Genomic DNA, 13,826 nt, shown 5'->3' with positions numbered 1-13,826 from the left:
TAAGTTCATTATATGCTTTTTCTACTGTTTTTCAACAAAATTACAGATCCCTTTTATCAAACCAGCCAAAATCAATACATCTGCCGAGATCCCAGCTATCCCAGCCAACCCAGCCTTCTGTATTGACTGTATCTGTTAAAAGCTTGTAACTCCAGTAAAAATATCCTGATCCTTTGTTCCATGCTTCTGTCTGTACTTTTGCTACTGCATTATAAATCTTCTTTTTCTCTTCCGGTGTGTAGCTTTCTACAGAAGCACCATCCAGACCGTTTAATACTGTCTGACCGCCTTTTGTGTCCCAGCCACAAGCCAAAGAGTTAAACAGACACCACTCACCGCAGATCACAGGGAAATACTGCTGCATTTCTTCGATCTCTTTTGCGAAATGTTCCTGAACATATTTTGTATATCCTTCGATCGTCTGCTCGCATCCGTTCATTTCGGCAAGCATCAGATACTGGTGTGTATCTAATACGATACTTTTGTATTTGTCTTCCTGCATAAAGTCTTTCCAGATTGTCAACTCGAAACCATCATGGAAAACAATGTATTTCTCTTCCGGAAGATATACACGCAGACGGTCATAAGCGTCTTTATAGAATTGACGGATAAAATCATATGGTACAGGACCGCTGCCCTTTGCCATCTCTTTGTCAACCGGTGGATATCTCTTTTGCATATCCATCATCTCCCACGCCTTTGGAAGTGCCGGTTCATTTAATACTTCAATTCCCCAAAGTCCTTTTCTTTTGCCATAACGCTGTGCAAGTCTTTCTAAAACGGTATGAACAAATTCGACTTCCTTTGGGTTCTGTGCCCATTTACATACACCACAGATACCACCATTGTCGGAACCATTCTGTCCTTCCGGTGCTGTATGCAGATCAATAAGGATCTGTAAACCGTATTTTTCAGCCCAGTTAAATGCCTTATCGAGTTCTTCGATACAACCGATAAATGGTTCTCTGTCACCAAAAATGAAATATGGAACAGGAATACGAACGGTATCTAATCCCCATGATTTAATCGTTACAAAATCTCTCTCTGTGATATATTCGCTTCGATGAATACGGATACGCTCTGTGTACGCTTCTTTTGATAACTGTCTTGGAAGCCAGTATTCATCTTCTGCTGTTGTTCCTGCAAACAAAGCCGGATTCATCCATTTTTCCAATACCAGCCAGTTGCCTAGGTTTACGCCTTTGACTTTCATAAAATCATCCTCTTTTCTTTCTATGATCGTTTTTAGTGTTTTGCGTCAGAAGCATGATACATGTGCACCTGCATCATCTTGTGTTTTCGCTCTTGCAATTTGTATGATGTAATCATAATCAAATTCATTCTTTTTCTATATCACATTTCTATGCTTTTTATTATGTTTCTACTTTAACTTTTATTTTTTTCTTTTCCTTTTATTTCCTTGTTTGCATTTCTTTTTTGTGTATAATGAATATATAAACACGTTCATAATGTACTCTCGGCATCTTCTGAACGAAGATAAAAAACAGAGATGCCGCATGGGAAGTTTTGAAATGTAGCTTTCCCAAAACTCTGTCATGATATATTTTCCTGTTGTAGCTCAAAATTTCAAAATCTTTTTAGGAGAAATTTTAAAATGAATCTTCCTGTATTGATAAGATATATTTCCCATACTTTGCATACGTTTGTACGCATCTGCTCACCGGACGGACAGATACAATGTGCCGTCTGCGATGTTGGAGGCTTAGAAGATACTCTGATTAAACAGCCTGATGTATATGATTTTTTATTGCATCGGGAAAATACAGACCTTCCGATCATCAAAGGAATCAATGATACGATTGCTTATGTACAATTCTTCGTTGACAGCGACTGCTTTTTAGTCGGTCCGGTCTCATTTTCTTCTCCACTCTATCCGCTCCACCAGTTAGAGCATGTGATAATTGATTCACAATTAAAGAATCATCTTTCTGTGTTTTCCTATCACCATTTTTGTGAAGTCATTTTGTTCTTTTATAATGTATTGGCAAAGGAGTCACTTTCGGAAGACGAATTTATCAGCTGTAACTTTGTTAAAAGTTTTTCTTCAGATCAGTTGCAGCAGGATTTTTCCGATTATCTTTTTGAACGCCAGGAGTCAGAACAAAAACATAACCCATACGACCAGGAATGTCGTGAGCAGAAAAGTATCGAAGATGGCGATATTGAACAGCTAAAACGAAGTATTGCTGAGGATTATTCCGGCAGCCCTGGTGTATTGTCACATGACAGTCTGCGTAATTTTAAAAATTTATGCATAGTCGTGATCACACTTGCATCTCGTTCTGCAATTCGCGGCGGAATGTCCCCGGAACTATCATTTTCTTTGTCTGACAATGCGATCCAGAGAATCGAAGCTGAGAACAACCTTGTGCAGCTTGAAAAAATGTTACGTGAAATCGAGATACAATACGCCCAGATGGTAAACGAGATCAAAAAAGCCCAAAAAGGAACATTAGCACACCGGAAAAATCCACATATTATAAAATGCAAAGATTATATTTTTTCACATTTGCATGACAAGATTACAATGGATGACCTTGCTTATGAAACCGGCTGCAGCCCAAACTATCTTTCACAGCTTTTTAAAGAACACGAAGGAATCAGCCCATTACAATATATTCTACGTGAAAAGATCAACCGTGCCAAAAATCTCTTGGTATATTCTGATTATACTTACAGCGAGATTGCAGCATATCTTGGTTTTTCTTCACAAAGTCATCTGGGCAAGCAGTTCAAAAAATTTACAGGTTATACACCGATGGAATATCGTCGTAATTTTATGCGGCAAAATCCTTAAAAAAGTGCAAATCAAAAAGCCCATTCATTCTTATGTACCCCGATTATGGATTCATAATAATAAATGGACTTTTCTTTTTCGTTATCTTTTCTTGCTTTGCTTTTTCATATCCCTGCATTTAGCGGGGTATCGGAATAAACCACTCTTCTTTTGAGCAATCTCATTCCATGCACAAATATTTTTCTTCTTATTAATCTTTCTTAATAGAAATTCCAGGAAGAATATCTCCGATATCACTCAAAAAACCATCTGAGCCATCTTCCTCATCTTCATCATCCTCTAAAAATTCATCCGGATCTTCAAAAAGCTGGTTGAAAGCCTGCGCTACCACTTCAAATTCGTCCTCATCCTCCACCGGGGCAAACTGTGGATTTCCATCGGCATCTTCTGAATACTCTAAGATCAGAGCTTCACCTTCCTCAAGATCTTCCGTAGCCTGCTGCGGCATAACAGCTACGTACTCTTTACCGAATTCTTCAATCTCAAGTGCAGCCATGATCTCCGCATCAATATCCTGACCATCTTCATCTGTTAATGTAATTACAACTGTTTCTTCGTCACTATCACTAAATAATAATTTCTGATTTTTATCGTTCATTCTTTTCTCCATTTCTTTTTCAATTGATTCTGATATTAACTCAAATTGCTATTACGTCTGATGGTACCATTAGCTGAAAAAATTGTCAATCAGTCAATCGCTTTTTCCGTTTTTATTCTTTTTGCCCCTTCGTTACCCACTTCCAATGATCCAATACATATTGACCTACGATCGGATCATACATGGTTCCAAGATTTTTCCGAATCTCCTGATAACAATATGCAAAGTCATGTGCTCTGCGATAACAACGATTCGATGTGATCGCATCGATTGAATCACAGATTGCAATAATTCTCGCTCCGATCGGAATATCACAGCCTTTTCTTCCATTAGGATATCCTTTGCCATCATAGCGTTCATGATGACAAAGCACAATATCTTTTAATTCGCTCAGATGCGTCGATTTACTAAGAATTTCCGCCCCGATCTGAGGATGCCGACGGATCAACTGCCATTCTTCATCGGTCAAAGGCTCCACTTTATTTAAAACAGAATCCGGCACGCCAATTTTTCCTATATCATGCAAATGAGCTGCAATATGGATCCTTTCTATATCATGATCTTTAAATCCCATGATCTGACATACCCGCAGCGTCATGTCGCTCACACGCTGGGAATGTCCTGCTGTATAGGGATCTTTTGCATCCAATGCACAAGTGATGCACTCTATGATTTCATGATAATCAATGCTGTTTTCATCTGTTGAACAATATTTGCAACTCTCCATTTTTCTTCCGCCTTTTCTGATTTTCTTCCGTTTCTTCTAAACATAAAAAAGTGCAAAGCCAGCGCTTTGTCAAAAGTTTAATGGAACATTAAACTTTGCAAGAATTGCTATCGCAATTCTTGTTGGTGTACCACCACTGTACGAGCAGTTTCCTATTCCATAAAAAAGAGTTAGTCAATACCTAACTCTTTTTTACAAATCCTTCTATTCAAACGAACAATTTTCTGACTATTCGTTCGGTAATACAAAATAAGGTTAGCCAAAGCTAACCTTATTTTAACACATCTGATATTTCAGTACAAGAATACAAAAAAGAAACTTTGTTTTCTTATCATTCTGTTCTACTGATCAATCCAAAAGATTCTGCATGCTCTTCAAACCGATCAGCAAAGTAGAAGAGTTATGTAACACTGCAGATGTTGTCGGCTGGATCACTCCGCTGACACCAAGTAAGATCAGCATCGTATTAAAGCCTACGATAGAGCGATAATTCTTGCGGATTCTCTTCATCAGATTATCACTTAACATTTTTAAAGTAACAATCTGATACAGGTTATCTGCACCGATCGTAATATCTGCAATCTCTCTGGCAATCTCTGCACCATCACTGATTGCAATGCCCGCATCTGCGGCGGAAAGTGCCGGCGAATCATTAATACCGTCACCGATCATAATGACTTTTCTGCCTTTTGCTTTTTCTGCTTCTACAAAGGAAGCTTTATCTTCCGGCAGGACTTCTGAATAATATTCATCTACGCCAACTTTCTTTGCAATAGCAGAAGCAGTTCTCTCACTGTCACCCGTCATCATAACAATCTTTGAGAGTCCGGCTTTACGCAGGGAATTCACAACAGCCTGTGCCTCCTGTCTGACAGGATCTTCAATACAAATAACGGCTGCAAGTTTTCCATCAATTGCAAGATACAACTGTGAATATTCCGGTGGAAGACTTTCAAACAATGCCTCTTTGCCCTCCGGAATGATACATTTCTCGTCTTCAAAGATGAAATGATAACTACCTATGATAACACGCACATCATTGATCGTAGTAGAAATTCCATGTGCTACCAGATATTCTACTTTTGTATGCATCTCGTCATGTTGCAGATTTTTTTCGATCGCTGATTTCACGACAGCTTTTGCCATGGAATGCGGAAAATGTTCCTCTAAGCAGGCAGCAATCCTTAAAAGCTCATCAGGTTCTCTGCCATCAAAGGATACGACATCCACCACTTTCGGCTGTGCTTTTGTCAATGTTCCTGTTTTATCAAATACGATCGTGTCTGCATCCGCTACTGCTTCCAGATATTTTCCACCCTTTACGGTAATTCCATATAGGCAGGATTCACGAATCGCTGACAGAACGGAAATTGGCATAGCAAGCTTTAATGCACATGAAAAATCAACCATCAAGATAGAAAGCGCTTTTGTTACATTTCCGGTCAGAAGATATGTCAGTACTGTTCCACCAAGGCTATATGGTACAAGACGATCCGCCAGATGTTCTGCTTTACTTTCAAGCTGTGACTGAAGCTTTTGAGAATCTTCGATCATTGTAACAATCTTCTCAAATCGGCTTGAACCACCTATTTCCTTGACACAAATAGTCAATTCGCCTTCTTCAACAATTGTACCGGCATAAACCGAAGCCCCTGCCACTCTTCTGACCGCAATAGCTTCTCCGGTCAGCGATGCCTGATTGACCATAGCTTCACCGGCACATACCAGACCATCAAATGGGATTACATTGCCCATATGTACCACAACCTGATCACCCTGCTTTACATCAGAAGTGCAGATAAGTCTCTCTTTTCCATCCTGCATGATCCATACATGACTGATATTTAATGACATGCTCTGTGCAAGATCATCTACTGACTTTTTATGTGTCCATTCCTCTAGCAATTCACCGATACCAAGAAGAAACATGATCGAACCTGCCGTATCCAGATCATTTCGCAAAACGGAAACACCGATTGCCGTCGCATCCAGTACCGGAACTTCTATCTTACGCTGCCATAAAGTCTGTACTCCGTTCTTGATATATTTGATTGCATTTGCAGTAATAAAGCAGGCTCGGATCGGATAAGGCAGAAGCCATTTTCCTAAGTAGCGGAATGCAACTTTTCCAATTAATTTTTCCTGGTATCTGGCATTTAATTCTCTTCCTGAATTTTCGATCAGACCGGTCGGAACGTCCACTTCATCATAGTGAAACTGCTGTAACAGATCGATCACATTTTGACGATCACCGATATACTCGATCGAAACATCTCCTGTTCTCTCATATACTTTGACATAAGAGATTTCTTTTGCCTGATGCAGATAATACAATAAAGTATCTGCCTGTTCATATGTCATACGATATGCATGCATATGAATGCGCATACGATGAGACGATTCATGTTTTATTGTAAATTTCATAAATGTTCACCTGCGATTTTTAATGTTTTATTCTTCTGTTTCTGTTGTCTGGGCATCTTCAAATTCTGCTGCCTCTGCCTGTGCAACGCGTTCTTCATTTATATCCTTTGCATCTGCTAAGATATCTTCCGCATTCTCCTGAACAGTAGAAACTGTTTTCATCACACACTCTTTTGCTCTTAACGCTGCCGCAGTACAATTTGTGTAGAATTTCTTTGCATCTTTGCTTGATAACACTTTAATGCCGGCTGTTCCAAAAGCCACACCCGCTGCAAAAATACCTGTCTTTTTCCAATCAAAATCTTTCAAAAAGTTTACCATAATTCTTACCTCCTAAGTATTTTATGTACTCTCGGCATCTTCTAAACGAAAATTTTCGAGATGGATTTTTGATATACAATGACATTTTTGCAGTGCGTACACGGTGTGTACGACGAGAAAATGGAAGCAGTATATCGTAAATCCAGTCGAAAAGATTCGTTTTAAGAAGATACCGAGAGTACATTTTTGTAAAAAATTTGTGTATATCTTGAATATATGCAGGAATAAATCATTTTGTTTTCTTGCATTTTTCATATTATATACTTCTGCACTATCTTTTTTCAAGAATCTATCGTTTATTGATATTTTTTATCATTTATGTGCAAACCTCATTTTAGTGACGGCTCAGATCTTTGATCACTTCTCCTGCAATGATCAGCCCCGCCACCGATGGAACAAAGGCAACGCTGCCCGGAATATCACGACGTTCTGTACATTTATGCTTAGCTCCCGGGGGGCAGATGCAATTTGTACGGCAGCTGATTGCCATATCTTCGATCGGTCTGGTCGGCTTCTCTTCCGAATATACAACTTTTAACTTCTTCACACCACGTTTCTTTAATTCTCTTCGCATGACTTTTGCAAGCGGGCAGACTTTCGTCTTATAGATATCTGCTACCTGAAACATACTTGCATCCAGTTTGTTGCCGGCTCCCATGCTGCTGATGATCGGAACATTCTTCTCCTGTGCTTTCATAACCAGTTCGATCTTAGCAGTAACCGTATCGACCGCATCAATAATATAATCATATTCTTCAAAAGGGAATTCATCAGCATTCTCCGGCAGGAAAAAACATTTGTGTATCGCAACATCCACATCCGGGTTGATCTCAAGCATACGTTCTTTCATCACATCTGTTTTGTATTTGCCAACTGTCTTTCTTGTCGCAATGATCTGACGGTTTAAGTTCGTCAGGCAGACTTTATCATCATCGATCAGGTCAAATGCACCGATTCCGCTTCGTACCAGTGCTTCACAGGCATAACCGCCTACACCGCCTACACCAAAGACAGCTACCCTGGCCTTACTTAACTGTTCCATTGCTTCTTTGCCAAGTAATAATTCCGTTCTGGAAAATTGTGTCAACATATCTTATTTCCTAACCTTTCCTCTGACATCCGTTGATTTTTTATCACACAAGCAAAAAGCGAATGCAAAATGCTTTCTGCATTCTGTACCCGCTCTTTTCCTACTGTTTTAATAGGCTTTATTATACTGCTATTGTCCCGATCTGTCAACGCTGTCATACTATTCCTGTACGGAAGTTTCACGAATGATCTTACGAATCGGAAGGACAAAAGATGGCGATACCGACAACTCATCTACTCCCATCTTCAAGAAAGTTTCTGTTAATGTCGTATCTGCACCAAGTTCTCCGCAAATACCAACCCAGCAGCCTTCCTTATGTCCGTTTTCAATTGTTTTTTGGATCATACGAAGAATAGCCGGATGATGCGGATCATACATACTGTCAAGTTTCATATTCTGACGATCCATTGCAAGCGTGTACTGTGTCAGATCATTTGTGCCAATGCTAAAGAAATCTACTTCTTTTGCCAATTCATCACTCATCACTACAGCTGCAGGAGTCTCGATCATGATGCCCTGTTCAAAGCTGCCATATGCAATTCCCTGTTTCGTAAGTTCTGTTTTGACTTCTTCTACGATTTCTTTGATCTTGCGCACTTCTTCCACTGAAATGATCATCGGGTACATAATGGCGATCTCACCATATGCACTTGCTCGGATCAAGGCACGAAGCTGTGTCTTAAAGATCTTAGGACGGTCAAGGCAGATACGGATCGCACGATATCCCATTGCCGGATTTTCTTCTTTATCCAGATTGAAATAATCAACCTGCTTGTCTGCACCGATATCAAGAGTACGGACAACAACCTTTCTGCCTGCCATGTTTTCAGCAACACGCTTATATGCTAAGAACTGTGTTTCTTCATCCGGATAATCCTGTGCCTCAAGATATAAAAACTCACTACGGAACAAACCGATTCCTGCTGCATCATTTGCCAAAACATTGGCTACATCGGCAACTCCGGCAATATTTGCATACAGCTTAATATGTTTGCCATCTGCTGTAACATCTTCTTTGCCTTTGAGTAACGAAAGAAGTTCTCTGGCTTCGATATCTTTTTGCTGCTCTGTGCGAAGCTTTTCTAATGTTTCTTCATCAGGATCAATATATAATTTTGCATTTTTTCCATCGACGATCGCCATATGACCATTCCATTCTTCTTCGATCTCTACGCCGATCAATGCCGGAATATTCATGGTTCTTGCAAGAATTGCCGTATGGGAATTTGCTGATCCATAGCGTGTCACAAATGCTAAAAGCTTTTCTTTGTCCATCTGTACGGTCTCACTCGGAGCAAGATCATCGGCTACTACGATCACCGGCTCTTCTCCCATATCACCAACGGATTCTCTCTGGCTTAATACAGCGATCAAACGATCTGAAATATCTTTAACATCTGCTGCTCTTGCCTTGAAATATTCATCATCCATTTGTGAAAACATTTCAGAAAAGTTATCACCGGTAGATGCGATTGCAAACTCTGCATTGACCTGCTGTGTTTCGATCATGTTGCGGATAGAGGAAACATAATCATCGTCTTCTAACATCATCATATGCACTTCAAATACAGCAGCATTGGCTTCTCCGACTTCCTTGACTGCTTTTGCATGCAAAGCTTCTAACTGCTCGATCGCTTTTGCATTCGCAGCTTCATAACGTTTCTTTTCTGCTTCCACATCATTGATCTTAACCCGTTTTACCTGTTGTGTCCCTTTTTGATAGAAAAAAATCTTACCGATCGCAATTCCCTTAAAGATTGACTTTCCTTCGTATACTTTCATCGCAGCCTCCTTTTCTGCATTATGTACTCTCAGTATCTTCTATGCAAAAAATTTCGAGATGGCTTTTTGATATACAATGACATTTTTGCAATGCGTACATGGTTGTACGACGAAAAATAGAAGCAGTATATCAAAATCCAGCGGAAAGGATTTGTTTAAGAAAGATGCTGAGCGTACATAATAACCTTTCAATGCTATGTTAATATCTCATGCTGTGCTTTATCATCCATATGCTATGCTTTATCTAATAGCTTTTTGTAAAATACCCGGCAATAAATCATTTCTGCTTTCAACATGATCATGGCACGTTATATTTTTAACTTGTCTTTTATAAATTCTCTTTGAAAAATTTTTCCATCTCAACTGCTGCCTTCTCTTCATCTTCACCTGATATTTCTACTGTTACTTCTTCGTTGCACTTAACACCAAGTGTCATTAACATCATTATTTTTTTTGCATCAGCTTTTTTACCTGCTTTGTTGATCATAATGTCAGACGCATATTTTTTCGCTTCCACTACGAGCATTCCTGCAGGTCTTGCGTGAAGTCCTACTTCGTCTGTAATTACATAGTCAAATGTCTTCATAATCATCATCCTCCATTTTTCATTGATCTTATTTTTGTTTTGGGTTTTCTTTTTTATTTTTCGTTGCATTTTTTCTTTTGCTGCACTTTGTCTTTTGTTACTTTTTTATTGTTCGTTGTATTTTTGTCTTTTGCTGTACTTTGTCTTTTGCTACACTTTGTTTTTTATTGCATTTTTATTTTTTTGCATTCTTGACTACTCTTTTTTTGCTATGCATTCTGTAGCTGCTTTCTCCTTTTATGACTTTGCTGCTCTATCGCTTTACTCGCTCTCGCCGTCAAGCTCGCCACTTGTCACACGGCAGATATGCATTGCCAGATAGCCTATCTCTACATCTTTTAACGGGGATTTGATCATCTGCCCGATCTCATCACAGATTTTTGCCGCCAAGGCAAACTCTTCCGGGTATTTCACCTGCATATAATCGTTCAGGCTGAGTTTTAACTTTTCTCCTTCTAATGCCCGCACGATCATATAACGTACATGATTCATCAACCGGTTATATGACAATGTCATAACATCGATCTTTTTGCCCATGGATTCTTCTACAATACGGATACATTCTCTGACAGCACGCGCTGTTTGCATTGCATCCGATACTTTTTCATCATCGATCGCTGAATGTACATGTAACGTGATGTATCCCACTTCATCCTCACTGATTGAGATTCCAAAGTGTGATTCGAGAAGAGGTATGACACAGCTTGCTACTTTATATTCCATATGGAAAAGGACCCGGATATCTTCTGTCAACGGATTACTGATCGTTTCATTTCTCTGGATCCGCTCTACCGCATAAGAAATATGATCTGCTAGCGGGAATAAAATATTACGGTCGATATGACCAAATACCTTTTCTGCTTCATCCAGAACCATATTCGCAATCTCCAGGAACTCCGGATTGATCGACTTTGCAAGATTCTGTGCATCGTTTCGTTCTTTCCGGTCTGTCAGTGAATAAACCCTACAGCTTTCATCTGCTTCAAACTGCTCACTGACTTTCTTTCCAAATCCGATTCCTTTTCCCATCAAAAGATATTCTTTTTGATCTGTAACATCTGCTGCTAATACAGCATTATGGTTTAATGCTTTTACTACTCTGTACATACCTTTTCTCCACACTCTTTCTGATCCTGATCAGATGCTTTTTGGTCATCTGATCTTATTCATAGAAGTCGACTGCAAAGAGAGGTTCTCCGGCTTTGATCTCTCCCTCTTTTAACAGACGGATCTTCTGGTTATCTTCCAGTTCCGTACAAAGTACAGGTGACGCAAGCGATGGTGCATTTTCACTCAGATAAGACAGATCCAGTCTCATCATCGGATCGCCTTTCTTTACTTTCTGTCCGTTTTCCACAAGGACTTCAAAGCCTTTTCCTTCTAGCTTTACAGTATCAATACCGATATGAAGCAGCATACTAAGTCCGCTGTCTGTCAGGAAACCGATTGCATGCTTTGTATCAAAGACAAAGACAACTTCTCCGTCTTCCGGTGCCGTGATCAATGCATCCTGTGGTGTAACAACGGCTCCATCTCCCATCATTCTTCCGGCAAATGCTTCATCCGGTGCGGTTGCCAGATCGGCTGCTATTCCTGTGATCGGGCTGGATACCGTGATCGTCTTTGTAACTTTTTCTTCTCTATGCTCTTCCTGTACTTCTTTTGTCTCTTCCATGCTGTCAATGTTATCTTTAGTATATTCTACATCGGGTGCAGTTTCAAGATAATCCTCAAGATTTGATTTGATCACTGTGACATGCGGACCATAAACGATCTGAATACCGCTTCCTTTATGAATTACACCTGATGCACCTGTTGAACGTAACAATGCATCATCTACCAGATCCGGTTTAATTACTGTACAGCGAAGTCTTGTCGCACAACAGTCAACGCCATCAATATTTTTCTTGCCGCCAAGACCTCTTGTGATCAATTCACTCAATTCGTCCTGTACAGCTTCTCCATTCTTTGATGTATTTTCTCTCTTTGCATTAACATCGGCTTTTGTATATAATTTTACTTCCTGATCATCGTCTTCACGTCCAGGTGTCTTTAAGTTCATCTTCTTGATCAGGAATGAGAAGATAAAATAATATAAGAAGAAATAAATAATACCTACCGGAATGATCAAAAGCCAGCTTGTCTTTTCATTGCCCTGTAAGATACCAAACAGGAACAGGTCAAGCAAGCCGCCTGAGAATGTCAGACCAACTGCGATATTTAACATGTGTGCGATCATATATGCTGCACCGGCAAGTGCTACCTGAACCGCAAATAAGATTGGTGCTACAAACAGGAAAGAAAACTCAATCGGTTCTGTAATACCTGTCAGCATAGAAGTAAGTGCTGCTGAGAATAAAAGACCTCCAACCTGTTTTTTCTTTTCCGGTTTTGCTGTACGATACATTGCCAAAGCTGCACCCGGAAGACCAAAGATCATAAAGATAAACTCACCTGAGAAATATCTCGTTGCATCTGCACTAAAATGTGTAACATGGGATGCATCTGCAAGCTGTGCAAAAAAGATGTTCTGACCACCCTGTACGACATTTCCGGCAACTTCCATCGTACCGCCGACAGCTGTCTGCCAGAATGGCATATAGAATACATGATGCAATCCGAATGGGATCAATGCTCTCTTAATAATACCAAAGAGTAATGTTCCGCCATAACCGCTTCCTGTTACAAGACCGCCAAGTGCATAGATTCCATTCTGTACAACCGGCCATACAAAGTACAGCAAAATACCGACAAACATATAAACGACTGTTGAGATGATCGGTACAAAACGTGATCCTGCAAAGAAGGAAAGGGCATTCGGCAACTGAATCTTATGGAACCGGTTGTGCAAAGCAGCAACACCAAGTCCAACGATAATACCGCCAAAGACACCCATTTGCAGGGTATTGATACCGCAGACAGAAGCAATTGTTCCGGTCAATACATCGGATGCGATCTTGCCATCTGCTGTAATTTTACCGTTAATCTCTAACATACCGCTGATTGAGATATTCATAACGAAATATGCAATCACGGCTGATAATGCCGAAACTTCTTTTTCTTTCTTTGCCATACCGATCGCAACACCAACGGCAAATAGCAATGGAAGGTTATCAAAAATAGCACTGCCTACCTTATTCATGATAACCAAAAGTGCGTGCAGGATCGTTCCCTCTCCGAGAATACCTCCTAAATGATACGTGGCAATTGTTGTTTCATTCGTAAACGAACTACCGAGTCCCAAAAGCAGTCCTGCCACCGGCAAAATGGCAATTGGCAGCATGAAGCTTCTACCGACTCTTTGCAATACTTCAAAAATCTTGTCCTTCATAATGAACCATCCTTTCTTTTTGGTATTTTTATGTGGATCGTGCCGTTTGTTGCTATTTTTTGTAGCTGTCTGCTCTTTCCTTTTGAAGCAGTGTGTCAAAAAGAGAGTATTGTGCGATTTTACTATCTCTTATATCTTCCTCTTTTCTC

At 39.9% G+C, this 13,826-nt stretch carries 11 protein-coding genes; 1 reads left to right on the top strand and 10 read right to left on the bottom strand.

The window, feature by feature from the left end:
- Window positions 1–40: 40 nt before the first annotated feature.
- Window positions 41–1,213 carry a glycoside hydrolase family 5 protein gene (locus H8700_RS02795; RefSeq protein WP_249302922.1) on the bottom strand — a complete coding sequence of 391 codons (1,173 nt, stop codon included), beginning with the start codon at window positions 1,211–1,213 and terminating at the stop codon, window positions 41–43.
- A gap of 402 nt (window positions 1,214–1,615) precedes the next feature.
- On the opposite strand from H8700_RS02795, the gene H8700_RS02790 reads away from it, so the two are divergent.
- On the top strand, window positions 1,616–2,818 hold the full coding sequence (locus H8700_RS02790) for an AraC family transcriptional regulator (RefSeq protein ID WP_249302920.1): 1,203 nt from the start codon (window positions 1,616–1,618) through the stop codon (window positions 2,816–2,818).
- 190 nt (window positions 2,819–3,008) lie between these two features.
- Here H8700_RS02790 and H8700_RS02785 read toward each other — a convergent pair whose 3' ends face one another.
- The 9 genes from H8700_RS02785 to H8700_RS02745 form a co-directional block, all read right to left on the bottom strand.
- Window positions 3,009–3,416 (bottom strand): DUF1292 domain-containing protein, encoded by a 408-nt coding sequence (locus H8700_RS02785; RefSeq protein ID WP_249302918.1) that lies wholly within the window; start codon window positions 3,414–3,416, stop codon window positions 3,009–3,011.
- 112 nt (window positions 3,417–3,528) lie between these two features.
- Window positions 3,529–4,143 (bottom strand): HD-GYP domain-containing protein, encoded by a 615-nt coding sequence (locus H8700_RS02780; protein ID WP_249302916.1) that lies wholly within the window; start codon window positions 4,141–4,143, stop codon window positions 3,529–3,531.
- Window positions 4,144–4,491: 348 nt separating this feature from the next.
- Window positions 4,492–6,567, bottom strand: coding sequence for a heavy metal translocating P-type ATPase (locus H8700_RS02775; RefSeq protein WP_249302913.1), 2,076 nt, complete (start codon window positions 6,565–6,567; stop codon window positions 4,492–4,494).
- A gap of 27 nt (window positions 6,568–6,594) precedes the next feature.
- Window positions 6,595–6,888, bottom strand: coding sequence for a DUF6110 family protein (locus H8700_RS02770; RefSeq protein ID WP_249302911.1), 294 nt, complete (start codon window positions 6,886–6,888; stop codon window positions 6,595–6,597).
- 334 nt (window positions 6,889–7,222) lie between these two features.
- Window positions 7,223–7,978 (bottom strand): tRNA threonylcarbamoyladenosine dehydratase, encoded by a 756-nt coding sequence (locus H8700_RS02765; protein WP_022141793.1) that lies wholly within the window; start codon window positions 7,976–7,978, stop codon window positions 7,223–7,225.
- Between the two features lie 159 nt (window positions 7,979–8,137).
- Window positions 8,138–9,760 carry a phosphoenolpyruvate--protein phosphotransferase gene (ptsP, locus tag H8700_RS02760; protein ID WP_249302909.1) on the bottom strand — a complete coding sequence of 541 codons (1,623 nt, stop codon included), beginning with the start codon at window positions 9,758–9,760 and terminating at the stop codon, window positions 8,138–8,140.
- Between the two features lie 328 nt (window positions 9,761–10,088).
- Window positions 10,089–10,346: an HPr family phosphocarrier protein gene (locus H8700_RS02755; protein ID WP_249302907.1), complete on the bottom strand. Its 258-nt coding sequence runs from the start codon at window positions 10,344–10,346 to the stop codon at window positions 10,089–10,091.
- A gap of 261 nt (window positions 10,347–10,607) precedes the next feature.
- The gene (locus tag H8700_RS02750; protein ID WP_249302905.1) at window positions 10,608–11,453 is read right to left on the bottom strand and encodes a PRD domain-containing protein; all 846 of its coding nucleotides are present in this window, start codon (window positions 11,451–11,453) and stop codon (window positions 10,608–10,610) included.
- A gap of 55 nt (window positions 11,454–11,508) precedes the next feature.
- The gene (locus H8700_RS02745; RefSeq protein WP_249302903.1) at window positions 11,509–13,677 is read right to left on the bottom strand and encodes a PTS sugar transporter subunit IIABC; all 2,169 of its coding nucleotides are present in this window, start codon (window positions 13,675–13,677) and stop codon (window positions 11,509–11,511) included.
- Between the last annotated feature and the right edge of the window lie 149 nt (window positions 13,678–13,826).

The sequence above is a fragment of the Jutongia hominis genome (genome assembly GCF_014384965.1).
GTDB classification, from domain to species: domain Bacteria; phylum Bacillota; class Clostridia; order Lachnospirales; family Lachnospiraceae; genus Butyribacter; species Butyribacter hominis.
The sequence above is the reverse complement of the archived record's forward strand: the minus strand, read 5'-3'. Positions and strand labels throughout refer to the sequence as shown.

Coding starts and splice junctions, on each gene's coding strand:
- H8700_RS02795 (WP_249302922.1), bottom strand. CDS start 1,213: ATGAAAGTCAAAGGCGTAAACCTAGGCAACTGGCTGGTATTGGAAAAA.
- H8700_RS02775 (WP_249302913.1), bottom strand. CDS start 6,567: ATGAAATTTACAATAAAACATGAATCGTCTCATCGTATGCGCATTCAT.
- H8700_RS02750 (WP_249302905.1), bottom strand. CDS start 11,453: ATGTACAGAGTAGTAAAAGCATTAAACCATAATGCTGTATTAGCAGCA.
- H8700_RS02770 (WP_249302911.1), bottom strand. CDS start 6,888: ATGGTAAACTTTTTGAAAGATTTTGATTGGAAAAAGACAGGTATTTTT.
- H8700_RS02790 (WP_249302920.1), top strand. CDS start 1,616: ATGAATCTTCCTGTATTGATAAGATATATTTCCCATACTTTGCATACG.
- H8700_RS02765 (WP_022141793.1), bottom strand. CDS start 7,978: ATGTTGACACAATTTTCCAGAACGGAATTATTACTTGGCAAAGAAGCA.
- H8700_RS02745 (WP_249302903.1), bottom strand. CDS start 13,677: ATGAAGGACAAGATTTTTGAAGTATTGCAAAGAGTCGGTAGAAGCTTC.
- H8700_RS02780 (WP_249302916.1), bottom strand. CDS start 4,143: ATGGAGAGTTGCAAATATTGTTCAACAGATGAAAACAGCATTGATTAT.
- H8700_RS02785 (WP_249302918.1), bottom strand. CDS start 3,416: ATGAACGATAAAAATCAGAAATTATTATTTAGTGATAGTGACGAAGAA.
- ptsP (WP_249302909.1), bottom strand. CDS start 9,760: ATGAAAGTATACGAAGGAAAGTCAATCTTTAAGGGAATTGCGATCGGT.
- H8700_RS02755 (WP_249302907.1), bottom strand. CDS start 10,346: ATGAAGACATTTGACTATGTAATTACAGACGAAGTAGGACTTCACGCA.